A 25306-nucleotide genomic window follows, 5' to 3' on the forward strand; every position below is an offset into this window, starting at 1 on the left:
GGCTGATTTCAAGGGGTATCGGTGGTGAACAGCAGAACTTGCCAGGGGCTCGCCGTCGCTCTCGCGGAGGTGACGGCCAGGCATAGCGGCTGCTCGGGGTCGAACCAGTCGCCGGATGCCTGGATCAGGAAGAGGTGGGTCTCCTCCCCCACACCATAGGCCGCGCGCTCGTTGCGGCTCATCGGCTGATGCGGCAAGCCTCTCATGCGTTGCTGCGCGAGCGTGGGAACATGTTGCCGCGAGGCGATCACGGCCTGGGCCAGCCAGGTCTGTGCGGCCTGCTGCCCGGTACCGGCCGGCATGCGCAGCCCGACGACCAGACGCTGGCGACGCGTCTGGTGGTCCGGCAAATCGATGGCGAAACCCTGTTCGGACTGCTCGAACACCAGGCAGCGGTAGCCGACGCGGATGCTGTCCAGATTCCGATGCAGCCAGTCGATCACTTCGTCGAAGCCGCGCTTGAGCTCGAGAAAATCCAGCGGTGCGAACGCCGGCACACCATTCAGCGGATCGAGCGCACACCAGGCGCCCGCGAGGCCGGCCAGCAGCCCATGCAACTGCGCCGGGCTCGCCACTCGGCTGTTCAAGGCGACTTCGAGCTCGGGGAGGCGCGCCCAGAGCGCCGTCAGTTGTCGCCGGAGCTCCTGCACGTCGTCGCGATTACCTGCCTGCTCGGCCTGGCGCAGCCGCCCGGCGAGGAACATGCACTTCTCCCGACCACGTGCGCACAAAGCGGCAACCATCTGCCCCAGTGACGATTCCGGCAGGATCAGCGACATCGGTGGCACATAGGCTTGCCTGACGAAGCCGCCGCCCTCTTTGGCAATACGCAACAGCGGCAGGCAAACCGAATCGGCCCGTTCGCTGTCCGTCACCAGACGCAGATTGGGTCGCCAGACCAGAACCGGCTCGGGATGCTCGCCGCTGGCCAGATCGGGTACGGCGTCACCGAAATGCGACTGCAGGCGCCCGTTGAGGGGCAGTACCTGCCCACTGCGACCCAGCGGGTTGACGGCGAGGTAGAGGGTGACGCATGCGTTGGCAGACGCCGCTACGGCAGGCCCGACATCGAGCTCCAGCACCTTGCCGCCACCCGGCTGCACGCTGACGGGCAAGCCGTCGGGCAGGATCGCTTCGAGAGATTGGATACGTACCAGGCCGGTGCTGAGCGCTGCGGGATCGACTTCCAGCTCGCTCACGCCCCAGAACCAGGGATTGGCGGCGTTGGCGCAAAGTGCCGCGACAACTTCCGCGCGCAGCCCCTGCAATTGAAAATGTTGAGGCAACAGTTGCATGCCCTCATGCCAGCAGACTGCATCCGGCAAAACCTTCATACCACTCCCCTTCGACATCCGCTGTTTGGCATGCATGCACGCGCGCAAGGCTGGGCTAGCGTTCTCGACCTGTCAGCAGGCGCATCTCCCTGCTGTCGAAACGCAGCCACACTCGGCCTGATTCGTTCAGGCGCAAACGGTGCGCGCCAGGAGTGTTATAGCCGGCGAATACCAAAAGTCCAGCGGCCTCATCCCCGGCAAAGGGAAAGTCACGAACATCACGGAATTGCCCTGGCACGAGCTCCAGCCGCCACACCGAAAACAGCTTTCGGTAGTCGCGCTCGTACTGCCCCCGCTCGGCGAACCATTGCCTGGCCGGAATCTCGGAAAGCAGCTTGAGCAAATCGGGGTCGTGCACGGCGACGAAGTCGACGGCAATCGGCGTGTCGTCATTGGCCCGCTCCGCCACGTCCAGCGTCAGGCTCTCTAGCCCGATCCTTTCACCGCGAAAGGCGCAGCCGCCCAGAGCAAGCGAGAGACCCATCAGCACTGCCAACAGCCAGGAAATCGCACGTCCCTGCGTCATGAACATTTCACCTTGAATTTCACATTTGCAAATTTATAGACCTGATCTAGCGTCTATGAAAGTTCGTCGTTATGACGAATGTGGATGGATCGCCAAGGACGGGCTCGCTGTTCAGCCAACCCGTCGTCGCTGTGGTCCAGCAACGGAGTGCGAGCACGGGATTCATCCGCTGCAGTGCGCTCCAGGTACCGCCCCGGAGCTCAACCAACATGGCTGAAAGTACGCAACACAAGCTGGACCGGATCCGCCCACCCCGTGTCCAGATCACCTACGACGTCGAAATCGGCAACGCCATCGAGAAAAAGGAACTGCCCCTCGTGGTCGGTATCCTCGCCGATCTTTCCGGCAAACCGGAAAATCCCCTGCCCAAGCTGATCGAGCGTCGCTTCACCGAGATCGACCGCGACAACTTCAACGAGGTACTCGCCTCCATCGAGCCGCGCAGCACCCTGCAGGTGGAAAACACCATCAGCGGTGACGGCAGCAAGCTCAACGTCGAACTGCGCTTTCGCCATTTCGACGACTTCGATCCGGTCAACATCGTCAAGCAGATCACCCCGCTGCGCCGTCTCTACGAGGCCCGCCAGCGCCTGCGCGACCTGCTCACCAAGCTCGATGGCAACGACGACCTCGACAAGCTGCTGCAGGACGTGGTGAGCAACACCGAAGGTCTGCAGGAGATCAAGTCTTCGCGTCCTGAAGGCGAGGCACCGGCCGCTGAAGGCGCTGCCGCTGCCGATGACGAAGCACCGGCCGAACCTCAGGCCTGATCGAACCCCGAATTCCCGGAGACAACGCAATGGCAACTGAAGCCGGTGCATCCAGCGAAAGCACGACCCAGACCCTGACCCTGCTCGACCGCATCATCGCCGAGGGCCGCATGGCTCACGATGAGAGCCAGCAGGGCTACGCCCGCGACATGCTCGCGGAGTTCGCCACCCAGGTTCTCGACGAAGGCATGGCCATCGACAAGGACACCGTGGCCATGATCAACGACCGCATCAGCCAGATCGACAAGCTGATCAGCGACCAGCTCAACGAAGTCCTGCACCACCCCGAGCTGCAGAAGCTGGAAGCTTCCTGGCGCGGCCTGCACATGCTGGTGGATCAGACCGAGACCAGCAGTCGCCTGAAACTGCGCTTGCTCAACGTCACCCAGAAGGAGCTGCAGAACGACCTGGAGAAGGCCGTCGAATTCGACCAGAGCGCGCTGTTCAAGAAGATCTACGAAGAGGAATACGGCACCTTCGGCGGGCACCCGTTCAGCCTGCTGGTGGGCGACTACGCCTTCGGTCGCCATCCTCAGGACGTGGCCCTGCTGGAGAAACTCTCCAACGTCGCCGCCGCTGCCCACGCGCCCTTCATCGCCGCCGCCAATCCCAAGCTGTTCGACATGAACAGTTTCACCGAGCTGGCCGTGCCGCGTGACCTGAGCAAAATCTTCGAGAGCCTGGAGCTGATCAAGTGGCGCAGCTTCCGCGAGAGCGAGGATTCGCGCTACGTCTCCCTGGTGCTGCCGAACTTCCTCCTGCGCCTGCCCTACGGCCCGGACACCAAGCCGGTGGAAGGCATGGACTACCTCGAGGACGTCAACGGCACCGACCACTCCAAGTACCTCTGGGGCAATGCCGCCTGGATGCTGGCGGCACGCATCACCAGCGCCTTCGCCAAGTACGGCTGGTGCGCGGCGATCCGCGGTGCCGAGGGCGGTGGCGCGGTGGAAGGCCTGCCGGCCCACACCTTCCGTACCCTGTCCGGCGACCTGTCGCTGAAATGCCCGACCGAAGTGGCGATCACCGACCGCCGCGAGAAGGAGCTGAACGACCTCGGTTTCATCGCCCTGTGCCACAAGAAGAACACCGACATGGCGGTGTTCTTCGGCGGCCAGACCACCAACAAGGCCAAGCTCTACAACACCAACGAAGCCAACGCCAACGCGCGCATCTCGGCCATGCTGCCATACGTGCTGGCGGCCTCGCGCTTCGCCCACTACCTCAAGGTGATCATGCGCGACAAGGTGGGCAGCTTCATGACCCGCGACAACGTGCAGACCTACCTCAACAACTGGATCGCGGACTACGTGTTGATCAACGACAACGCGCCCCAGGAGATCAAGGCCCAGTACCCGCTGCGCGAAGCCCGCGTGGACGTCTCGGAAGTCGCCGGCAAGCCGGGCGTCTACCGCGCCACGGTGTTCCTGCGCCCGCACTTCCAGCTGGAAGAGCTGACCGCCTCGATTCGCCTGGTGGCCAGCCTGCCGCCGCCCGCTGCGGCCTGACCCGACGCCCCGCCGGCCAGACCGGCGGGGGGTCGCCCCTAATACGATCCACACCGTTTCCAGACCCAGGAGTTATCCGCGATGGATGCCATCATTCTCGACCTCGGCGACGACATCAAAGGCGACAGCCTGCTCGAGGGCTACACCGACAAGATCGAGTTGATGTCCTACAGCCACAACGTGGCGATGCAGGTCACCAACGACGTCAGCAACTCGGAGCGCACCTCCGGCAAACCGCATATCGGCGAGTTCACCGTCACCAAGTTCGTCGACACCTCTACCCCTTCGCTCAACGAATACTGCTGCGCCGGCAAGCCTATCGCCACGGCCAAGATTACCATCGGACGCAACGCGGCCGAGGGCGACGGCAAGCTGCTGCCCTTCATCATCTACACCCTCGACAATGTGGTGCTCTCCAACGTCAGCGTCAGTGGCGGTGCCGGCGGCAAGCCAGTGGAAACCCTGTCGTTGAACTTCACCAAGATCAAATGGGAGCTCACCGCGCAGAAGGACGATGGCACCAAGGAAGGCACCGCCGCCTCCACCTGGGATCTGGCCGCCAACAAACTCGTCAAGTAAGGACGCCGCCGCTCCATGTCGTACAGCGGACTGCTGCCCCCCCTGTTCGAGCGCCTTTCCGCCCAGGCGGACGAGGCGCCGGACTTCGACCGCGAAGCCCTGGCAGAGTCCGTGCGCCTGGAGTTGGCGCGCCTGCTCAACACCCGCCGCCCGCCTCGCGCCCCTGGCCGACCGCTGACCGTACTCGACTACGGCATCGCCGACTGGAGCGCCCTGCAGGCTCTGCGGGTGGATGATCGGCGCCTGCTATTGCGGGAACTGCGCACCGCCGTGCAGCATTTCGAACCGCGTCTGCAACTGAGCGAAATTGAGGTCGAGGCCCTGCCCGACCAGCCTCAGCGCCTTGGCATCCGCCTGGCCGGGCACCTGCGCAGCGGTCGTCGCACCTGGCCCGCGCTTTTCCTCCTCGCCCCCGGCGACGATGGCCTGGAGGTGCGCCATGAGCGACTCGATTGATGCCGACCTGCTGGACTACTACCAGCGCGAACTCACCTGGCTGCGCCATGCCGGCAGCAGCTTCGCCCAGCGCTACCCGAAAGTGGCGCGGCGCCTGGAACTGTCCCCCGGCGAATGCCCGGATCCCCATGTCGAACGGCTGTTGGAAGGCTTCGCGCTGCTCAGCGCACGGCTGCACCGACGCCTCGACGATGACTACGCCGAATTCAGCGATGCCCTGCTGGAACAGCTCTACCCGCTGGTGCTGCGGCCCCTGCCCTCCTGCGCCATCGTCCAATTCGAGCCTGACCCGACCCAGGGCAACCTGGTCGAAGGCTACAGCCTGCCCCGCGACACGCCGTTGTTCGTCACCACACGCGACGGTGCCAGCGTGCACCTGCGCACCACTGCCGAGGCAGTGCTCTGGCCATTGCGCATCAGCGAAGCGACCCTGCTCGATGGCGACGCCGCCGTGGCCTTCTCCGGCCACCCGCGCGCACGCTCGGCCTTGCGTCTGACCCTGGAATGCCTCGGCGAATTCGACTGGGCGCAACTGCCGGTGCGTCGTCTGCGGGTGCACCTGGCCGCCTCGCCGATGACCAACGCCACCCTGTACGACCTGCTCGGCGCCCACAGCCTCGGCATCTGGAGCGGCACACCGGAAAGCCCGCTGCAGCCGGTGCCCGGCGAAATCGCTCCGATAGGCTTCGCCGACGACCAGGCGCTGCTACCCGACGAAGATGGCCAGCACCCGGGCCTGCGCCTGCTGGCGGAATACTTCGCCTTCCCCGACAAGTTCGCCTTCTTCGACCTGCCGCTGCTGCCACCGGCCAATGGCGGGCGCGACTGCCAGGTGTTGATCGCCTTCGACCGCGCCCCGCTGGGTCGGCCGCACCTGCAGGCCAGTGAGCTACGCCTGGGCTGCGCACCTGCCATCAACCTGTTCCCGCGCACCTCTGAACCATTGCGCCCGGACGGCACCCGCAGCGAATACCGCCTGGTAGCCGACGCCCACCGCGAAAGCAGCGTGGAGATTCACAGCATTCGCAACGTCCGGGCCGCCACGCCACAAGGCGTGCGCCTTGTGCCGGCCTACTACGGCCATAGCCACGCCGGTGCAGGCCTGTACTGGCATGCTCGGCGCGTCGAAGGCCTGAACCCGGCGCGCCCCGGCAATGATCTGCTGCTGAGCCTGGTGGACACTGCCTTCGACCCATTGCACGACGCCCCCGAATACAGCCTCACCGCCGAACTGCTGTGCACCAACCGGCACTTGGCAGAGAACCTACCGGCCGGTACCCGCCTGGGCTTCGAACGCCCCGGCCCAGTGGCCTTGGCCAGCCTGTTGGCACCACCCACGCCGCAGAGTCTGCCGCGCCTCTCTGGCCCTTCGCGCTGGCGTCTGGTGTCGCAGCTGAGCCTCAACCACCTGTCCCTGGTGGAAGGCCCGCAAGCCCTTGATGCATTGCGCGAGTTGCTGCACCTGCACAACCTGCGCGACGAAGCCGGCCCCCGGCGCCAGGTGGACGGCCTGGTCGAGTTGACGGCTGAGCGAGTGGTAGCGCGAGTCGGCAACGACGCCTGGCGCGGCTGGCGTAACGGCCTGGAAGTACGCATCCGCCTCGACTCGCAGCATTTCGCCGGCAGCAGCGCCGTGCTGTTTTCTGCCGTACTGGCACAGTTCTTCTCTCTCTACGCCACGCCCAACCGCTTCATCCGTACGATACTGGTGGATCACGACAAGGAGGTGCGGACATGGCAGCCCCAAGCCGGCAAGCCCCTCAGCCTCTGAGCCAGCGTCTGCGCGCAAAACCCCAGGCCTTCGAGTTTCTTCAGGCCCTGTTGCTGCTGGAGCGCGAACGCCCCGACGCCACGCCGCTTGGCCAGGGCAGCAGCCCGGACGAGGAGGCCCTGCGCCTGCGCGGGCCGCTCACGCCAACCTTCGCCGCCAGTCAGGTGGTCAGCCTGGACGAACAACCGGGCCAACCGCCGGTACTGAGCACCGCTGTGTTCGGCCTCGGTGGCCCCGACGGCCCGCTGCCCTATGCCTATCAGGAATGGCTGCAACAGCGCGCCCGTCAAAAGGATCACGCCCCGGCGGAATTCCTCGACCTGTTCCAGAACCGCCTGCTCGCCCAGCTCTACCGCGTGCTGGGCCGGCATCGCCTGGCACTCGGCTTCGAGCCGCCGGAACAGGCGCCCGTGCATCAGCCGTTGATGGCCCTGGCCGGCCTGCTACCACGCAGCCTGCAACAGCGCATGACTCTGCCGGATGCCGCCGTGACCGCTCGCGCCGCGCTGTTCAATGGCCCGCGCCGCTCGCTGGCCGGCTTCGCCGTGCTGGTGCGTCACCAGTTCGGTGTGGCGGTGGACTACGAAGCCTATCAAGGTGCCTGGCGGGAGATCCCCACAGCCAGCCGCAGCCGTCTGCAGCGCGGCGGTCGCAACCTTGGCCTAGGGCGCGACGCTATCGCCGGCACACGAGTGTGGGACGAACACGCCGGCATCCGCCTCACCCTCGGCCCGCTGAGCACCGAACAAGCCAACGCCTACCTGCCTGACGGCACGCAGCACCAACGGCTCGCCGACCTCGCCGGGCTCTACCTCGGCCCCGATCTGGACTGCCACCTGCGCTTGCTGGTGCGCCCTGGCGCGCCGCTGCGTCTGGATCGCAAACAGCCCCCGCGCCTGCGATGGAGTGGCGGGCTGCACCTGGTCGCCGGTAGCACCCTGCAACGCATCGACACCCGCCTGCGGCTCAAGGAGATGCCCTGATGGAACTCGCCGCACTCATCGGTCGCCTCAACGCCGACAGCCGCCGTGCCCTGGAGCGCGCCGCGCAACGCTGCCTGCAACGCACCCACCATTACGTGGAAATCGAGCACCTGCTGCTCGAACTTCTGGAAATAGAAGGCGGTGACTTCGCCTGGCTGCTGCCGCGCTTCGGCCTGGAACGCGACAGCCTGGCCACCGAGATCAACCGCGCCCTGGAACTGTTCAAGGCCGGCAGCACCCGCACCCCCGCCCTCTCCACACAGACCATCGGCCTGCTGGAAGACGCCGTGGTACAAGCCAGCGTGCAGGGCCAGACGAGCATTCGCTCGGGCCTGTTGCTGCTCGCCCTACTTGATCGCGACGAACGCCGCAGCCTACTGCTCAACAGCGCCTCTTCGCTATTGCGCATCCCGCGTGAAGCCCTGCGCGCCAACCTGCTGGAATGGACGCAAGCCTCCCGCGAATACAGCGGCGTCCCTGGCCCGGCCGGCAAGGCCCGCCCCGCACAGGAGGCCACGCAGGACAGTGTGCTCGACCAGTACACCCAGGATCTCACCGCCGACGCCCGCGCCGGGCGCATCGACCCCATCGTCGGGCGCGACGGCGAAATCCGCCAGAGCATCGACATTCTCCTGCGCCGTCGGCAGAACAACCCGATCCTGGTCGGCGCCCCCGGTGTCGGCAAAACCGCCGTGGTCGAAGGCCTGGCCCTGCGCATCGCCGCCGGCGACGTGCCGCCGCCCTTGCAGAACGTAATCCTCCGTGTGCTCGACCTCGGCCTGCTGCAGGCCGGCGCCGGGGTCAAGGGCGAATTCGAGCAACGGCTGAAGGGCGTGATCGACGCCGTACGCAACAGCGAGCAGCCGATCATCCTGTTCATCGACGAAGCCCACACCCTGATCGGCGCCGGCGGCAGCGAAGGCGGTAGCGACGCCGCCAACCTGCTCAAGCCGGCACTGGCACGTGGCGAGCTGCGCACCCTCGCCGCCACCACCTGGCTGGAATACAAGAAGTACTTCGAGAAAGACCCGGCCCTGGCCCGCCGCTTCCAACTGGTGCAGGTGGAAGAACCCGACGAGGCCACCGCTGTGGAGATGCTGCGCGGCGTCGCTGCCAAGCTGGAGCAGCACCACGGTGTGCAAGTACTCGACAGCGCCATCCACGACGCGGTCAAGCTTTCTCACCGCTACATCTCCGGTCGCCAATTGCCGGACAAGGCCATCAGCGTGCTCGACACCGCCTGCGCCCGTGTTTCCCTCGGCCAGCACGACGTGCCGCCGCTGCTGGAAAGCCTGCGCCACCGCCAGCAGGCCCTGGGCGAGGAACTGCAACGCCTGCGTCGCGAGCAGGCCACCGGCCTCGACCACCGCGAACGCATCACCACTCTGGAGCAGGAGTCCACCGGCAACCAGACTGCCATCCGCGAACTGGAAACCCGCTGGGGCGAAGAACGCGAAGCCGTGCGCGAACTGCTGGAAGCCCGCCGGGAACTGCTGGCCCTGAGCGAGAGCGCCGACGCCAGCCACCCCGACGAAGCCCTCGACGAGCGCATCGACCACCTCGCCGCCGAACTCAGCCGACTGGAGGCCGGCCTCGACGCCATCCGCCAGGACGACCCGCTGGTACCCGAGCAAGTGGACTCACGCACCGTAGCCGCCGTGATCGCCGGCTGGACCGGCATCCCCATCGGCAAGATGCTCGCCGACGAAGCCTACGCCGTGCGTACCCTCGGCCAACGTCTGGGGCAGCGGGTCATGGGCCAAAACAGCGCCTTGGGCACCATTGCCCAGCGCATCCAGGCCTACCGCGCCGGCCTGACCGACCCGGCCAAGCCGGTGGGCGTGTTCCTGCTGGTCGGCCCCACCGGCGTCGGCAAGACCGAAACCGCCTACGCCCTGGCCGACGCCCTCTACGGCGGCGAGCGCAACCTGATCAGCATCAACCTCTCCGAGTACCAGGAGGCCCACACCGTCAGCCAGCTCAAGGGCGCCCCGCCCGGCTATGTCGGCTACGGCACCGGCGGCGTGCTCACCGAAGCCGTGCGCCGCCGCCCCTACTCCGTGGTGCTGCTGGACGAAATTGAAAAAGCCCACCCCGACGTGCTGGAGGCCTTCTACAACGTCTTCGACAAAGGCGTGATGGAAGACGGCACCGGTCTGGTGGTGGACTTCAAGAACACCGTGATGCTCGCCACCAGCAACGTCGGCGCCGAACTGGTGCTGGACACCCCCACCGACCAGCTCGGCAGCGACGCCTTCAACGAACGCCTGCGTAAGGTGCTGCTCCAGGCCTTCCGCCCCGCCTTCCTCGCCCGCATGACCGTCGTGCCCTACCGCCCGCTGGACGAAGCGACGCTGGAAGGCATCGTCCTGGCCAAGCTGGAAAAACTACGGGAACGCTACAAAGCCGCCACCGGCAAACAGTTCGACTTCGACCCCGCCATCGTTAAAGCGGTGCTCGCCAAATGCAGCGCAGCCGGCGCACGAGATATCGAGAATGTGCTGATGGCGCAGGTGACGGGGAAGTTGGCGGAGTGGGTGTTGGAGTAGAAATCACACAACTTAAGTACGAAAGGGAGAATTATGGCCGGAGATCTATTACTAACCAATATCGATGAAGAGGATCTTAACTCCTTGCTAGCGGCCGGGGGAAGTTTGGGTACCAGCATTTTTCACTCGGACAAATACGCCCAAACAAACTGGAACGGATGGATTGGGCGCTTAACCGAAGGCATAAATGGAGGCACCATAAATAACCGCGTTGGGCTACCCCCCCATTTCTACGTATCATTCGACATCTCTAGATACAATGGAACAGGAAACTATGCGTTCAGCAAATTAATCTGGTCAGCAATCAGACCGCTCACCATAGTCAGCAACAAGCAATCTCTGAGCGGCTGGGATAAAAACAGCACAGCTCTGAGTGCAGAAAACCAGTTCAGGCAAGCGCTCGAATCCGGCGCAATCGTATTGGAAATATATGGATACAACGGAAAAGATCTCATTAATAGAGCCAGCGGGAAGATATCCAGCGACTTGGAGTACATGAAGCAAATCCCTGAATAGATATCTACAAGAAAATAGCGATCAAACCCAGCAAAAGGGTCATGGAGAAAATGATGACCATAGCAGTAATGGAGAAGGTTAAACTCATCCCTATAACCGTTGAGGAACAGATTGGTCATGCATTGTTCATGCGGTCACTTATGCATATGACCCAATTTTTGGGCAACCCTGGCCTTGGGCTCAGCTATGACTCCTGCAATGCCGCGGTAGCTGTGAATCTTGGGGGGGCTTATGAGGCAGTCAACGTAGGAGGTCAGAATTTCTCTGTAGTTCATGGCTCATCTAGGTTGTACCAAGGACTTGATCCAAGCCTTAACGCAATCCATATGCATGTTAGCCCAACCCGCCCCTTCTCTAGCTCTGCACTCCAAGAGCATGCCGAGCAAACAGCTATACGTGTAGCCATCGCCGAAGGCCAAGTGTTTTTTGATTACCAAGGCCGAAATCACATATATATAGACCTGTCTCCCTGTCCTAGCTGTTATGCTTGGCTAGATAACCGACCGGAGGACTGGTACGTTCACTATTTCACTCCCATTACCCATCAAGCGCCGATTGTTACTGAAAAGAAAAAACTACGCTCAAAAATATTCGGCCGGCAGATGGAACGGTACGCAAGACCTAAAGGCATCGTCAAGCCACGCCGCGTTAAGCGCCCCCGCGTATAATACTCACCAGACAGCAAGCTGCAGTAAGCGCAATCATAACGAATGAGCAAAGCAAGTAGGCAATACAACTTTAAGCCTGCCCAATAGACGTGAGAAGCGGCAATTAATATTTAAACAGGGCTAAACTCTTTTGCCGGCTGTCCCGCACCACAACAGGCTCCAAGAGGTTCTAATGCCCCGCCCCACCGACACCAATACCAGCCTCTCTCTAAACGCCTCCGCCCTGACGGATCTCTACCCCCAAACGCTTTCCGGGGACGAGGCGTTGAACGAGCTGGGCAGCCTGACCCTCCAAGGCGACAGCGCCACCGCGCTGACGTTGAGCAGTGCCGTGGCCACGCATATCACCGCGACCTTGCACAACGACGCCAACCAGCGCCCGCTCGACGCCCTGGTCGCGGAGATTCGCCAGCTCCCCGCCGATGCCACCGCCGACCGCTACCAAGTAGTGCTGCGCCCCTGGCTCTGGTGGCTGACGCTGGCCAGCAACAACCGGGTGTTTCAGAACCTGTCCACCAGCGACATCGTCACCACCATTTTCAAGGCTCATGGTTTTACCGACTTCAAGCTGTCGCTCTCCGGCAGCTACTCGCCGCGCGAGTATTGCGTGCAGTACGGGGAGACAGATTTCGCCTTCGTTTCGCGACTACTGGAGGAGGAAGGCATCTTCTGGTTCTTCACCCACGATGACTGCGAGCACACGCTGGTGCTGGGCGACAGCAGCGATGCCTTCGTGCAGATTCCCAATGGGCCGAAGGTGCCCTACCTGGGCCAGGGTATCGGCGTGCGTGAGCTGCACGGCATCCGCTCGGCGCAGTACAGCGTGCAGGCGGTGAGCGGGGTGTACAGCGCCACCGACTACGCCTTCACCACCCCCACCACCTCGCTCTACAGCAAGGCCGAGGCGCTGGCCGGGCCGTTGTCGATGTACGAGCACCCGGGCGGCTATATCGCCAAGGCGCGCGGCGATGCCTTGACCAAGCAACGCGTGGACGGGCTACGCAGCCAGGAGAAGCGCCTGATCGGCGAGAGCGACTGCCGCTGGCTGGTGCCCGGCCACTGGTTCACCCTCACCGGGCATGACGACGCCAGCCTCAATATCGACTGGGTGGTGACCGCCGTCACCCATGACGCCAGCCACGAGCACTACCGCAACCGCTTCGAGGCCATCCCCAAGGCCACCGCCTACCGCCCGCCACGGCTCACGCCCAAGCCGCGCATGCACACCCAGACCGCACAGGTGGTGGGCAAAGCCGGCGAGGAAATCTGGACCGACCAGTACGGCCGCATCAAGATCCAGTTCCCCTGGGACCGCGACGGCAAGAACGACGAAACCTCCTCCTGCTGGGTGCGCGTGGTGCTGCCCTGGAGCGGCAAAGGCTTCGGCATGCAGTTCATCCCGCGTATCGGTCAGGAAGTGATCGTCACCTTCATCGACGGCGACCCGGATCGCCCGCTGGTCACCGGCTGCGTCTACAACGGCGACAACACCCTGCCCTACGCCCTGCCGGACAACCAGACCCAGTCCGGCATCAAGACCAACTCATCCAAGGGCGGCGGCGGCTTCAACGAACTGCGCTTCGAAGACAAGAAGGACGCCGAGGAAGTCTTCCTCCAGGCGCAGAAGGACATGAAGGTCAACGTGCTCAACGACAGCACCGCCACCATCGGCCACGACGAAACCCTCACGGTGCAGAACGCCCGCACCCGCACGGTGAAGGAAGGCGACGAGACCATCACCCTGGAGAAGGGCAAGCGCACGGTGACCATCCAGACCGGCAGCGATACCCTCGACGTCAAGGACAGCCGCACTGTTAGTGTCGGCGCCGACCAGACCCACAGCACCGGTGGCAACTACAGCCACAAGGTCAGCGGCAACTACGAACTGACCGTGGACGGCAACCTCACCATCAAGGTGACCGGCACCCTCACCCTGCAAAGCAGCGGCGACTTCACCGCCAAGAGCGACAAGAACCTCACCACCCAGGCCGGCATGGCCCTTACCGACAAGGCCGGCACCTCGCTCACCAACCAGGCGGGCACCTCCCTGGACAACAAGGCTGGCACCACCCTGACCAACGACGCTGGCGTCAGCCTCACCAACAAGGCCGCCGCCGAACAGACCGTGGATGGCGGCGGCATGCTGACCATCAAGGGCGGCCTGGTGAAGGTCAACTGAGGCGCCCATGGCCAACGGCAATCTCGACCTCACCCGTGGCGACAGCCGTCTCCAGGGCAAGCTGCAGGACGGCGCCCTCGACGGCCCGGTACGCATCCAGGAAGCCGGCCGCCCGCAGGCCCAGCTCGGCTACGCCAACGGCGTGCTGCACGGCCCCAGTATCCTCTACCACCCCAACGGCCAGGTATCGGCACAACTGCCCTACGCCGACGGACGCCTGCATGGCGTGGCCCAATACTTCGCCGCCGAAGGCTGGCTGCAGCGCAAGGTCACCTATCGCCAAGGCTTGATGCACGGCGAAGCCAGCAGCTACTACCCGGACGGCAGCATGGCCGAGCTGGAGCTGTATCGCGATGGCGTGCGTGACGGCCTTTACCAGCGGTTCCATGGCAACGGCCAGGTGTCGCATCGCAGCCGCTATGTCAAAGGCAAACCGCTGGACGAAGGCCAAGGCTTCGCCGAAGACGGCCGCCCACTGGACGCCGACGGCAAACCCATGTCGCGGCTGCGTTGGTGGTGGAGAAGGTGGAACGAATCGGCCGAGGCTTAGATCGGCTCGGGTCTGTACGAAAAGTCGCCGAGCGAAGGTCAGGCGATACCGATGGCGGCCCCGCAAAAACGGGTGAGGAACGGACTGGGCTCGCATTCGAGTTTACGCGCTGTAAATGAGCATTTTGATCGGACTCGCGCACGAGCCTGTTTTTAACGAAGCATCACCGAGCACAGGCACTTTTCGTACAGAGCCTAAGGAATCAGCATCTGCATCTGGCCAGGCATCACCACCTTGATGACACCAGCCCAGTTGCACATCAGAGAGCAGTTGGAATCCAGCGAAGGCATGTTGCCCAGCAGCATGGTCGGCGCGCCGGGTATCCAGGGTGTTGCCGTAGCCGGTATGCACGGCATGGGTGTCAACACCCCTAGTGCAGCAGCGGTAGCCGCCGCCACCATCGGGTTGGCCATGCTCATGCACATGCCGAAAGGCATGATGTTCACCAACGGGATGTGATCCATGATATTCGCCGCCGGCATGCCGCCTGTGAGCGTGCGATTGGTCGGCAACACGTTCAACATGCTCGGCGCAGCGCCAAAGCTGCACTGCAACGTCGCGCCACTGCACACCTGCGGACACCCCATCATATCCTCCGAGCCAATCCTTGATGGATGCGAAGCTTAGTAGAAAATGGCGGGCCGTGTATGAGGCTGGTCGTCCAAAAGTAACGATCTGGAGAGGTACTGGGAGCGCGCTCATCTGCTCGTGGCAACTCGTATCAAACTCGATTAATTGATGAATTTATTTCCATATATCGCTGAAAAACGGCCAAAGATAGGAAAATTAATAACCAATAGACTGGCAGGCATTTCCACCGGAGTATCTGTAAATGTCTGCGTTTGAATCCTCAAGCCAAGCCGCTGCTTCCACCAAGGGCGCTGGGCTCAGCATCGCAATATTGGCTTTTTCAGCCTTTCTCATCGTAACGACCGAATTTCTGATTGTGGGTTTGCTGCCTGCGCTTGCCAGAGACCTGGACATTTCGATCTCAGTTGCGGGTCAGTTGGTTACCCTTTTCGCGTTCACGGTCATGATCTTCGGCCCGCCCTTGACCGCTGCACTTTCTCACCTCGATCGAAAGCGATTGTTCATCGCGATCTTGCTGATCTTCGCAGCGGCAAACGCCCTGGCGGCAGTCTCGGAGAGCTTTTGGCTCCTGGCTGTCGCTCGCGTGGTGCCGGCTTTAGCGCTACCGGTGTTCTGGGGAACTGCCAGTGAAACTGCCGGGCAACTGGCAGGCCCACAACGATCTGGCCAGGCTATCTCAAGGGTGTACCTGGGTATTTCGGCGGCAATGCTGCTCGGTATTCCGTTGGGAACCGTGGTATCGAATGCGATTGGCTGGAGAGGCGCGTTCTGGTTGCTGGCAGGGTTCTCGCTGATCATGGCTATCGCGATGTGGATGTACATGCCCTCGGTCGCTCGCACCGCGAAAGTGGATTTTTTGCAGCAAGCACGCATCTTTAGAGAGCGCTACTTCCTCTCGAATGTGTTGCTCTCGATCGTGGTGTTTACGGCCATGTTCGCCGCCTACACCTACCTGGCCGATATCCTTGAGCGGGTCGCAGGCGTAGCGCCGGAGAATGTCGGATGGTGGCTGATGGCATTTGGCGCAGTCGGCCTAATCGGAAACTGGATCGGGGGAAAGGCCGTAGATAGATCCCCAATCAAAGCAACTGCGCTCTTTCTGGTATTACTCGCGATTGGCATGGCCGCGATTGTTCCGCTCGCACATACCGGGATGATTTTCTGCGTGGCTCTCGGCCTCTGGGGCATCGCCAATACTGCTCTTTATCCGGTCAGCCAGGTGCGCGTCATGAATTCGGTCTCCCACTCTCAAGCGCTGGCGGGCACCACCAATGTATCGGCCGCAAACGCAGGTATCGGTATCGGCGCCATTGTCGGAGGCATGACAATTCCAAGCCTTGGCGTTGAGTATCTGGGCTACGTGGCATCTGCCGTAGCAGTGATCGCGTTGGCGCTGATACCCGCCATTCACAAGCTCGCCCCGCGGTAATAATTCAACGGCTTGGCGGCCGTCCCCACCGCCTTTGAGGCAGAACGGAGCAGGTTCATGGGTAATCCTGCTCCGCTGGCCGTTCAAGCCGAGGGCGTTGCCTCGGTAGGTTGTGCCCCATGCGGCGCTAACCTGGGAAGCAGATAGTCCAGCAATGCCCGAACCTTTGGCTGCCCCTCTCGGCTTTTCAACCAGACCAGATGCATCGGTAGACCATCTGTAGCCAGATCGGGAAGTACTTCTACGAGTGTTCCCTGCTCGATGTGGCGCTGAGTGAGCCATGTAGGGAGTTGACCTATACCGTGCCCGGCAAGCACCGCGGCTACCTCGCCCTCGCCATCCCCCACCGCAATACGGGTGTGAACCGTTCGACGCTCCATTTCGCCCGGCTGACGCCCTTTGAAAAACCAGGGGCTGACCAGACCATCGCTTTGCCAATAGCCGACGCAGTGGTGCTGGTCTAGATCCCGCTCGTTCTGCGGGATGCCATGTTGTTCCAGATAAGCCGGGGACGCGCAAAAGATCAGTCGCTGGGCCCCGAAATACTGATGGCCAAGATTCGCCGGCCACGCATCAGGGCCGCCAATCCGCACCACGATATCGATGCCTTCGTACGCAGGATCAACGAAGCGATCGGTGAACGAGATGTGAGGTTGGAGCATGGGGTGAAGGCGGACAAAGTCCATGATCAGCGGGAGAACGTGTAGCCGCCCATAAGAAGCCGGAAGATCTATCCGTACCCGACCATGTGGCTCATTACCCTCGGCAATAATCGCATGCTCGGCTTCTTCCAGATCCGTCAAAACTGATGTGCACGTCCGGTAGAAGACGATACCCGCCTCGGTGAGCGCCAGCGTCCTGGTCGTTCGGGTGAACAGACGAGTGCCTAGGCGACTCTCCAAACGTGCCACGCTTTTGCTGACAGCCGAGCTTGTGAGGTTCAGGCGTTCGGCAGCAGCGGTGAAGCTGCCGAAATCAGCGACAGCGACAAAAACATCAATACCTTTCAGTCGCTCGGACGAGAACATCGCAGCCTCCATTGGTGAATGTAGTTCATGGCGTGCCAGGAATTATTGCCTGGAATAAGATAAAAATTCTCCAATGGGCAACATAGCAAGCGACGTTCAGGGGTCTGCTACGGCTCGTCCCGGCCTCTCACTGGAAACAGCAACTGGCGAATAGCCAGCGGCCACCGCTGGTCTAGACTACTTGCTGTAAGGTTCTCAGGATCAGAACAGCTCATGAAGATTCGACACAAGATGATCACCAGTGGCGTGGTCAGCATCCTCAGTGCGGCGCTGCTTGGCGGCGCCGGGTTCTGGGGGCAAACGCAGCTGGCCGGGGCCATGGCGGACAACGAGCTGAGCGTCAGTGCGCTGCGCAATCACCTGGAAGGCGACATGATGCACGACGCTCTGCGTGCCGATGTGCTCGCCGCCTTCACCACGAACCCGAGCGACAGCGCCGCGGTGAAACAGGTGCGTGATGATCTGAGCGAGCACAGTGCGTGGTTCCAGAAGGCCATGGATGCCAATGCCGAGCTGCCGTTGCCGACGGAGATCCGCAACGCCATCGATGCGTCACAACCGGCCCTGGCGGCCTATATCAGCCAGGCCAGGAGCATCGTCGATAAAGCACTGGCCGACCCCGCCGCAGCGCGGGCCGACATGCCGGCCTTCCTCGCCAGTTTCAGTGCGCTGGAGGACAAGAACGAGGCGCTCAGCAGCCTGATCGAGGCGCATACCGTCGAGGCCCGTGAGGCGGGTCAGGCTGCCGTAAGCCAGGCGGCGATCATGCTGGTGTTGGGTATCGCCCTGACCTGCGCCCTGCTCGGTCTGATTACCTGGCAACTGATGCGTAGCGTCCTACGTCCGCTGGAAAAATCCGTGCAGGCTGCGCGGGCCATCGCGCGGGGCAATCTGCGTGAACGGATCGACGTCGACAGCGATGACGAGACCGGTCAATTGCAGCGTGCGCTGGTCGAGATGCAGAGCAATCTGCGGCAGATGATCGACAACATCCGCCAGCAAAGCGAGCAGTTGCAACAGACTGTCGGCAGCCTGGATGACACCTCGCAGCACATCCTGCACTCCGCCAACGCGCAGTCCGAGGGTGCGACCAGCATTGCGGCAGCGATGGAGCAGATGATCCAGAACATTGCCCAGATCGCCCACCATACTCGTGATGCCCAGAGCATTTCCGCACAGTCCGAAGGGCTGGCCGGCAGCGGCGGCCAGGTGATTCTCGACGTGGTCGAGGGCATGAATCGCATTGCCGCAGCCGTCAACGAATCGTCCACGACCATCACCGCCCTCGGCCAGTCGTCCGAGCAAATCTACTCGATCATCCAGGTGATCAAAGGCATCGCCGAACAAACCAACCTGCTTGCGCTCAACGCGGCCATCGAGGCGGCGCGTGCCGGCGAAGCCGGGCGCGGCTTCGCCGTGGTCGCGGATGAGGTGCGCAGCCTGGCGGCGCGTACCGCGCAATCGACGCAGGAAATCACCGCGATGATCGAGCGCATCCGCAGCAGTACGGGAGATGCGGTCGCCAGCATGCAAACCGGCGTGACCAGCGTTGGCGAGGGCGTGGCGCTGGCGCGCCAGGCCGGTGAGTCGATCAGCGCGATTCGCAGTGGCACGCAGCACGCGGCGCAGGTGGTGGAGGAGATTTCGCACAACATCGACGAGCAGAGCAAGGCCAGCCAAGAGGTGGCACAGCGCGTCGAGCAGATCGCGCAGCTGTCGCAGCACAACACCCAGACCGTCCATCAATTGACCACAGCGGCGCATGATCTCGGTCTGGTCGCTCAGGGCATGCAAAGCTCGGTGCAGCGCTTCAGTACCTGATGCAGGGTAACGGCACATAAAAAAGGCCGCAGGGGAAACCCGAGCGGCCGAAGTCATAACCAAAGGAGATGAAGCGGAGCCAGAACAGCGGCTCAAGGGAGGAGTCGAGCCGCTGTCCGAAAACTTCATCGGGGGCAAGCCTAACGTCATGCGGCCGATTCGCCCCATCGAAGAGATCGATAGTGTTCATCGATCATCATCAATGGCCCACCTCAAGCACCGGTGATAACTCTTAGCGGCCGCTCTAGGCCGGGCCTTGCCTCGCTGCAGGGCTTGCTCAAGAACACACCGACACCGGGAGCATTCATGTTCAAGAAACACAGCCTGACGCTGGCCTGTGGCCTAGCGCTCGGCCTGCCGCTGGCGCATGCCAGCAGCCAGTCCGACGCCAATGGCTTCATCGAGGACGCCAGCCTCGACCTGTTGCTGCGCAACAGCTACTTCAATCGCGATTACAAAGACCGCACTGCCGATGCCAAAACCTGGGGGCAAGGTTTCATTGCCACCTTCGAGTCCGGCTTCACTCAAGGTACGGTGGGTTTTGGCGTCGACGCCTTCGGCCTGCTCGGCATCAAGCTCGACAGCGGCCGTGGCCGCAATTACAGCGCCTTCTTCGACACCTACGATGACGGCCATCCGGTCGATGAGCTGTCTCAGGCCGGCGGCGCGGTGAAGATGCGCATCTCCAACACTGTGATCAAGTACGGCAACCAATTCCCTTCCCTGCCCGTGCTGGCTTATGACGACAGTCGCCTGCTGCCGCAGTCCTTCACCGGCACCCTGATCACCAGCAACGAGATCGAAGGGCTGGAGCTCAACGCTGGCCGCTTCACCGCCGACAGCCCGATGGGCGACTCGGCACGCGACCCCAATCGCCTCAAGAGCATCGACGTGCTCGGTGGCAGTTACCAGTTCAACGATGATTTGAGCGTGGCGCTGTATCACTCCGACCTGGAGGATCAGTACAAGCGCTACTACGCCAATGCCAACTACACCCTGGCCCTGGCAGCCGAACAGGCGCTGAACTTCGACTTCAATATCTACCGCACCAAGTACGACAACGGCTCTACCGCAGCACAAGCCTTCGGTGGTGACGGCCAGGGCGATCGCAACACCATCTGGAGCCTGGCGGCGAAATACAGCGTGGGCGCCCATGCGTTTATCGTCGCCCACCAGCGCAGCAGCGGCGACGCGGGCTTCGCCTATGACTTCGGCGATGGCGGCAGCAGCATCTACCTGGCCAACTCCTACTACTCGGACTTCAACCTGAAGGACGAGAACTCCTGGCAGGCCAGCTACGAGCTGAACTTCAGCGAGTACGGCGTACCCGGCCTGCGCTACAAGTTCGCCTACGTGCGCGGTGACAACATCGACACCGGCAGCGATAACGAAGGCACCGAGCGCGAGATCTTCAACCAGGTCAGCTACACGGTACAGAACGGCCCGGCCAAGGATCTGTCGCTGCGCCTGCGCAACTCCATCTACCGCTCCAGCACCGATGTCGGGCCTGATCTGAACGAGATCCGTGCCTTCGTCGAATACCCGCTGAGCATCCTCTGACGGCACCCTGCCCTGGCGACTATCGCCGGGGTAGGCATCACGCCCGCAACGCGTTGCCGAGCGCCCTCGCCGCTTCGTCGATGGCGCGCTCGTCATAGGGCGCGAAGCCCATCACCAGCCCCGGTGAGCGCGCGCTCACGCAGTAGCGCGCCAGCGGTATCGCCTCGATGCCGACAGCCTGGATCTGCGCGAAAGCCTTGGCCTCGTCGTCCACCTGCAGGTTACAGGCAATGTCCAACCCGGCGCGGATATCCGGTACCTCGATCACCCCCTGCCAATGGCGATGCGCCGCTTCGGCGAATGCCTCGGCACGCAGGGCGTAAATCTTGCGCATGCGCCGCACGTGGCGGTCGAAGTGCCCCTCATGGATGAAGTCGGCCAGTACGGCCTGCGACAAGCTGTTGGCGTGCCGTGCGGTGAGCGCTGCAGCGCGGGTAAAACACTCCACCAGATGCGCCGGCAGCACCAGATAGGCCAGGCGAATCGCCGGAAACAACAGCTTGCTGAAGGTGCCAGCGAGTATCACCGAGTGCTCGGATGCCGCCATCGAGCGTAGCGCCGGGATCGGCTTGGCAATGAAGCGGTACTCGCTGTCGTAATCGTCTTCGAAAATGTAGCTGCCTTCGCGCTGCGCCCATTGCAGCAAGGCCAGGCGCCGCGAGGGCGACAGCTCACCACCAAGCGGTGCCTGGCGCGACGGCGTCACATAGGCCAGACGCGCCCGTGGCGCCAGACGCATACCGTCGTCCACACACAGCCCCTGGCTATCCACCGGTACGTCAATACGGCGCACACCCGCTACGTCGAGCAACTGGCGCGCGCCGGGGTAGCCCGGATCTTCCATCCAGACCTGCGAATCGCCGGGTACCAGCAGGCGCAAACACAAATCGAGCCCCTGTTGCACGCTGGCGATCACCAGGATGCGCTCGGCCGACACCTGTACGCCGCGGGCGATGGACAGGTAGCTGGCAATGGCTTCACGCAGCGCCGGCAAGCCGGCGGGATCGGAGTCGAGCAATAGCGACAGGCGCGATGCGCGTAGTCGCTGAGTATGCAACTTGCGCCAGGTATCGATGGGAAAGGCCTGGACATCACCCCGATGCGGAAAGAACGGCCACAATCCTGGCGCCGATGAGCGTCTGGCGAAGATGGGGTCGATGGCATCAAGACGTTCGATCCAGGGCGTGTCTGGTGACGTGCGTGACATCTCCTGGTGCGGCAACACCTTGCGCCGTACGTAACCGGCGTTGAGCGTGGCATCCGGCAATACGGCGCTGACCCGCGTACCACTGCCGGTACGAGCCTGCAGATACCCCTCCGAAAGCAATTGCTGATAGGCCGCTTGTACCGTGCCACGCGCGATCTGGTAGTGCTCGGCGAGTTGTCGCGTGCTGGGCAGCTTACTGTCCGCCGGCAACCGGCCACTGAGTATCGCCGTGCGCAGTGCTTCGTAGAGCCAGCGCTGCAGACTGATGCCCGGCTCCGGTGTGCTCAAGGGCAGAAAGAGCACTTGCGGTGGTACAGGTGGAGTTGGCATGGGGCCCCTAATTGGATCAATACTCTTTAGCAATAATGGATCATTACACTGATCCAATCCAACGCCAGAATCGCCCAGCAATCGATCGGAACTCATCCTTTCCCTGACTGGAGCGAAACCATGAAGCAACAGATCCTGATCATTGGCGCCGGCTTCGGCGGTATGTGGAGTGCACTCAGCGCCATCCGCCTGCTGGATCGCCACCAGCGCCTCGACGTAGCGGTCACCGTGCTGGCCCCGCAGGCCGAACTGCGTGTACGCCCACGCTTCTATGAAGCCAATCTGACCACCACCGTCGCCCCATTGGGCCCGCTGTTCGATGCTGTAGGCGTGCGCTTCATTCAGGGCAGCGCGACCCGCATCGACAGCACTGCACATCGCGTAAGTTACCGGGACGCCAGCGGTAACAACGCCCATCTGCCTTATGACCGGCTGATCCTGGCCAGCGGCAGCCAGGTGTTACGCCCGCCGGTAGCTGGGATCGACCGTTTCACCTTCGATGTCGACAGCCTGGAGTCGGCACAGAAGCTCGATATTCATTTGCAGAGCCTGCGCCAGCAGCCGGACAGCCCGGCGCGCAATACCGTGGTGGTGGTTGGTGGCGGCTTCACCGGTATCGAGACCGCCACGGAAATGCCGGCCCGCCTGCACGCCATTCTCGGCGAAGAGGCAGACATTCGCGTGATAGTGGTCGACATGGCAAAGCAGGTAGGCGGCGCCATGGGCCAGGACATCGCCACAGTCGTCGCTCAGGCCAGCGACCAGCTCGGCATAATCTGGAGGCTCGGCAGCCCGGTTACACAGGTCGAGGCGGATGCTGTGGTGCTCGACAATGGCGAGCGTATCGCTGCCAGCACAGTGATCTGGGCTGTCGGCGTACAAGCCTCGCCGCTCACCCAGCAAATCACGGGCGAACGTGATCTACATGGCCGCCTGCATGTCGACCGCAACCTCAAGGTGCTTGGCCAGGACGCGATCTACGCCACCGGTGACACGGCCTACGCGGCCGTAGACGATGCCGGCAACCATGCGCTGATGACCTGCCAGCACGCCATAGCCCTGGGACGTTCGGCGGGCAACAACGCCGCCGCCGATCTGCTCGGCGTAGCGCCGATTCCCTACAGCCAGCCCAAGTACGTCACCTGCCTGGATCTCGGTGCCTGGAGCGCGGTGTACACCGAAGGCTGGGAACGCAAGGTGGTACTCACCGGCCAGGAAGGCAAGGCATTGAAGACGCAGATCAACACGGAGTGGATCTACCCGCCAGCGGCCGAACGTGACACTGCACTGGCCGCTGCCGACCCACTGATTCCTGTGGTGGCCTGATAGCACTCAAACCGGTCTGTAACCCAACGTCCAGACCGGTTGCGTGGCGCCATCACAGAACGCCGTATACCTGCTCCTCGGGCGATCGATCGGCCTGTGCCTGCATCTGTGCCTTATCCCTCATGCGTTCAGATATCTCTTCTTCGATCGCCTTCTGTTTCTCTGGCGGCATGGCCTCGATGTCTTCCTTGGTTAGCCCCATTTCCTTGAGAATGCTGTCGCGCATGCGCTCAGCAGGCGTCTTGGCCATGTAGGCCTTGAACTCCTGCAGGGCGCGGTCGCTCTTGTCGACCTTCTGGCTGGTGTCCACACGGCCACTCTCGACACTGGTTTGCGCCGTGCCCGCCGAGGTCGTCTGCATGGAGACGCGCAGGCGCGCGAATCCTTCCTCGGTGGCCTGCTGGGCTTGGTAATCGCGCGCAGCGCTGGCGTCCACGGTGCGTTGACTGGGCACCACGGCCGGAGCACTGAAAAGAGAGTCCTTCTGCTGCTCTTCGCCACGTTTGCCGGTCTTGAACTCCATGAGTGACAGGCTGCCGTAGCCTCCCACACCTGCAATCGTGCTCATGGCTGATCCTCATCGATAGAATGCAGGAGACAGCCGATCAACTCTCATGCCAGTCGAGAATTACTACGTAACCAATTGATTTAAATAAATTAAAGTCAGATGCCCCTGAACAGAACGCGGCAACGTACTGCCGCAGACGGCAAGGGCTTGCCGCCTGCGGAAGCTTCAGCGGTCGCTCATCTGGTGAAAGGCGTCCAGCGTGGCACGAGTCAGATCCACTGCGGAGAACTTGGTCAGCACGGCATTGGCGCCGACCGAACGGGCTTTCTCGGTGTTCATGGTGCTGTCGAGGGAGGTGTGCAGCAGGACGTAAGTGCCGCCGATGTCGTGGCTGCGCCGAATCTCCTGAACCAGGTTGTAGCCATCCAGCTCAGGCATCTCAATATCCGACACCAATAGCTCGAAGGGCATGCCGGCCTGCTGGTAATCATGCAACTGCTGCAACGCCGCCTGGGCGCTGCGCACGGCCGTGCAATCCAAACCCAGTTGGCGCAGGACGTTGAGCGTCTGCTGCAAGGCGACCTGGGAGTCGTCGACGATCAGTACGCGCCGGCCTTGCAGCAGTTGCGCGTCCTGTTGCTCCAGCAACTGGCCAACAGGTGCCTCCTCCACTGGAGGCGCGATGTCGTGCAGCACCTTCTCGATATCGAGCACCTGAACGATGCCGTCTTCGAGTTGCGTGACACCGGTAATGAAGGCGCGGCTGCCAGAGCCGGCAGGTGGTGGGCGCACGTCGCGGGTCGAGCACTGCACGATGCGCTCGACGTTCTTCACATGCAGGCCCTGACGCGAGCGGCTCAGCTCGGTGACGATCAGGCAGCCATCATCTTCGCTGTTGCCGCCACGCTCACCGATGGCGCTGGCCAGGTCGATCACCGTAACCGCCGAGCCACGCAGCGTGGCGATACCCAGGACATTTGGGTGGCGGCTGGGCAGCTTGGTCAGGGGCGGACAAGGGATGATCTCGTTGACCTTGAGCAGGTTGATCCCGAGCAGCCTGCCGCTATGCAGACGAAACAACAATAGCGATAGCGCGTCGCCGGTGACGAGACTCATT

22 protein-coding genes and 1 pseudogene are annotated in these 25306 nt (G+C 62.6%); 14 read left to right on the forward strand and 9 right to left on the reverse strand.

Annotated features, from left to right (window positions below; translation table 11 throughout):
* Positions 1 to 8: 8 nt before the first annotated feature.
* Together tssK and ACODS1_RS04310 are read right to left on the reverse strand one after the other, a co-directional pair.
* Positions 9 to 1334: a type VI secretion system baseplate subunit TssK gene (tssK, locus tag ACODS1_RS04305; RefSeq protein ID WP_489084807.1), complete on the reverse strand. Its 1326-nt coding sequence runs from the start codon at positions 1332 to 1334 to the stop codon at positions 9 to 11.
* A gap of 55 nt (positions 1335 to 1389) precedes the next feature.
* On the reverse strand, positions 1390 to 1860 hold the full coding sequence (locus tag ACODS1_RS04310; protein ID WP_489084678.1) for a type VI secretion protein: 471 nt from the start codon (positions 1858 to 1860) through the stop codon (positions 1390 to 1392).
* A gap of 209 nt (positions 1861 to 2069) precedes the next feature.
* On the opposite strand from ACODS1_RS04310, the gene tssB reads away from it, so the two are divergent.
* The 7 genes from tssB to tssH all read left to right on the forward strand — a co-directional run bounded on the left by tssB (position 2070) and on the right by tssH (position 10476).
* Complete coding sequence (tssB, locus tag ACODS1_RS04315) at positions 2070 to 2630, forward strand: type VI secretion system contractile sheath small subunit (RefSeq protein ID WP_322977791.1); 561 nt, start codon at positions 2070 to 2072, stop codon at positions 2628 to 2630.
* A 29-nt stretch (positions 2631 to 2659) separates the two neighbouring features.
* Entirely contained in the window at positions 2660 to 4138 is a 1479-nt protein-coding gene (tssC, locus tag ACODS1_RS04320; RefSeq protein WP_489084679.1) for a type VI secretion system contractile sheath large subunit, read from the forward strand.
* An 81-nt stretch (positions 4139 to 4219) separates the two neighbouring features.
* A complete protein-coding gene (locus ACODS1_RS04325) occupies positions 4220 to 4717 on the forward strand; it encodes an Hcp family type VI secretion system effector (protein ID WP_322977789.1) in 498 nt (165 codons plus the stop codon).
* 15 nt (positions 4718 to 4732) lie between these two features.
* On the forward strand, positions 4733 to 5173 hold the full coding sequence (gene tssE / locus ACODS1_RS04330) for a type VI secretion system baseplate subunit TssE (protein WP_489084680.1): 441 nt from the start codon (positions 4733 to 4735) through the stop codon (positions 5171 to 5173).
* Positions 5157 to 6944 (forward strand): type VI secretion system baseplate subunit TssF, encoded by a 1788-nt coding sequence (tssF, locus tag ACODS1_RS04335; RefSeq protein ID WP_489084681.1) that lies wholly within the window; start codon positions 5157 to 5159, stop codon positions 6942 to 6944. Before tssE ends, tssF begins: the two co-directional genes overlap by 17 nt.
* Positions 6908 to 7927: a type VI secretion system baseplate subunit TssG gene (tssG, locus tag ACODS1_RS04340; RefSeq protein ID WP_489084682.1), complete on the forward strand. Its 1020-nt coding sequence runs from the start codon at positions 6908 to 6910 to the stop codon at positions 7925 to 7927. The genes tssF and tssG overlap by 37 nt, the downstream gene beginning before the upstream one ends.
* Positions 7927 to 10476 (forward strand): type VI secretion system ATPase TssH, encoded by a 2550-nt coding sequence (gene tssH, locus ACODS1_RS04345; RefSeq protein WP_489084683.1) that lies wholly within the window; start codon positions 7927 to 7929, stop codon positions 10474 to 10476. Before tssG ends, tssH begins: the two co-directional genes overlap by 1 nt.
* Before the next feature lie 272 nt (positions 10477 to 10748).
* On the opposite strand, the gene ACODS1_RS04350 is transcribed toward tssH, so the two are convergent.
* The gene (locus ACODS1_RS04350; RefSeq protein ID WP_489084684.1) at positions 10749 to 11111 is read right to left on the reverse strand and encodes a hypothetical protein; all 363 of its coding nucleotides are present in this window, start codon (positions 11109 to 11111) and stop codon (positions 10749 to 10751) included.
* A gap of 721 nt (positions 11112 to 11832) precedes the next feature.
* Here ACODS1_RS04350 and ACODS1_RS04355 point away from each other — a divergent pair.
* A complete protein-coding gene (locus ACODS1_RS04355; protein WP_489084685.1) occupies positions 11833 to 13839 on the forward strand; it encodes a type VI secretion system Vgr family protein in 2007 nt (668 codons plus the stop codon).
* A gap of 7 nt (positions 13840 to 13846) precedes the next feature.
* Positions 13847 to 14389: a toxin-antitoxin system YwqK family antitoxin gene (locus tag ACODS1_RS04360; protein ID WP_489084686.1), complete on the forward strand. Its 543-nt coding sequence runs from the start codon at positions 13847 to 13849 to the stop codon at positions 14387 to 14389.
* 194 nt (positions 14390 to 14583) lie between these two features.
* Here ACODS1_RS04360 and ACODS1_RS04365 read toward each other — a convergent pair whose 3' ends face one another.
* On the reverse strand, positions 14584 to 14976 hold the full coding sequence (locus ACODS1_RS04365) for a DUF4280 domain-containing protein (RefSeq protein ID WP_322977780.1): 393 nt from the start codon (positions 14974 to 14976) through the stop codon (positions 14584 to 14586).
* Positions 14977 to 15221: 245 nt separating this feature from the next.
* On the opposite strand from ACODS1_RS04365, the gene ACODS1_RS04370 reads away from it, so the two are divergent.
* On the forward strand, positions 15222 to 16409 hold the full coding sequence (locus ACODS1_RS04370) for an MFS transporter (protein ID WP_489084687.1): 1188 nt from the start codon (positions 15222 to 15224) through the stop codon (positions 16407 to 16409).
* Positions 16410 to 16492: 83 nt separating this feature from the next.
* Here the strand turns inward: ACODS1_RS04370 and ACODS1_RS04375 are convergent, their stop codons facing one another.
* Positions 16493 to 17437 carry a LysR family transcriptional regulator gene (locus ACODS1_RS04375; protein ID WP_489084688.1) on the reverse strand — a complete coding sequence of 315 codons (945 nt, stop codon included), beginning with the start codon at positions 17435 to 17437 and terminating at the stop codon, positions 16493 to 16495.
* Positions 17438 to 18262: 825 nt separating this feature from the next.
* Here ACODS1_RS04375 and ACODS1_RS04380 point away from each other — a divergent pair.
* Together ACODS1_RS04380 and ACODS1_RS04385 are read left to right on the forward strand one after the other, a co-directional pair.
* Positions 18263 to 18403: pseudogene (locus ACODS1_RS04380) on the forward strand (HAMP domain-containing protein); the annotation flags it as partial.
* A gap of 141 nt (positions 18404 to 18544) precedes the next feature.
* Entirely contained in the window at positions 18545 to 19258 is a 714-nt protein-coding gene (locus tag ACODS1_RS04385; RefSeq protein ID WP_489084808.1) for a methyl-accepting chemotaxis protein, read from the forward strand.
* On the opposite strand, the gene ACODS1_RS04390 is transcribed toward ACODS1_RS04385, so the two are convergent.
* Positions 19248 to 19448 (reverse strand): hypothetical protein, encoded by a 201-nt coding sequence (locus ACODS1_RS04390; protein ID WP_489084689.1) that lies wholly within the window; start codon positions 19446 to 19448, stop codon positions 19248 to 19250. The genes ACODS1_RS04385 and ACODS1_RS04390 overlap by 11 nt on opposite strands.
* 116 nt (positions 19449 to 19564) lie before the next feature.
* On the opposite strand from ACODS1_RS04390, the gene ACODS1_RS04395 reads away from it, so the two are divergent.
* The gene (locus ACODS1_RS04395) at positions 19565 to 20818 is read left to right on the forward strand and encodes an OprD family porin (RefSeq protein WP_489084690.1); all 1254 of its coding nucleotides are present in this window, start codon (positions 19565 to 19567) and stop codon (positions 20816 to 20818) included.
* Positions 20819 to 20855: 37 nt separating this feature from the next.
* Here ACODS1_RS04395 and pdxR read toward each other — a convergent pair whose 3' ends face one another.
* Positions 20856 to 22355, reverse strand: a complete 1500-nt coding sequence (pdxR, locus tag ACODS1_RS04400) for a MocR-like pyridoxine biosynthesis transcription factor PdxR (protein WP_489084691.1) — start codon at positions 22353 to 22355, stop codon at positions 20856 to 20858.
* 120 nt (positions 22356 to 22475) lie between these two features.
* On the opposite strand from pdxR, the gene ACODS1_RS04405 reads away from it, so the two are divergent.
* Positions 22476 to 23681, forward strand: a complete 1206-nt coding sequence (locus tag ACODS1_RS04405) for an NAD(P)/FAD-dependent oxidoreductase (RefSeq protein ID WP_489084692.1) — start codon at positions 22476 to 22478, stop codon at positions 23679 to 23681.
* A 52-nt stretch (positions 23682 to 23733) separates the two neighbouring features.
* On the opposite strand, the gene ACODS1_RS04410 is transcribed toward ACODS1_RS04405, so the two are convergent.
* Together ACODS1_RS04410 and ACODS1_RS04415 are read right to left on the reverse strand one after the other, a co-directional pair.
* Positions 23734 to 24249 carry a hypothetical protein gene (locus tag ACODS1_RS04410; RefSeq protein ID WP_489084693.1) on the reverse strand — a complete coding sequence of 172 codons (516 nt, stop codon included), beginning with the start codon at positions 24247 to 24249 and terminating at the stop codon, positions 23734 to 23736.
* A gap of 165 nt (positions 24250 to 24414) precedes the next feature.
* Positions 24415 to 25305 (reverse strand): chemotaxis protein CheV, encoded by an 891-nt coding sequence (locus ACODS1_RS04415; RefSeq protein WP_489084694.1) that lies wholly within the window; start codon positions 25303 to 25305, stop codon positions 24415 to 24417.
* Between the last annotated feature and the right edge of the window lies 1 nt (position 25306).

This window comes from Pseudomonas sp. FG29 (assembly GCF_057809355.1).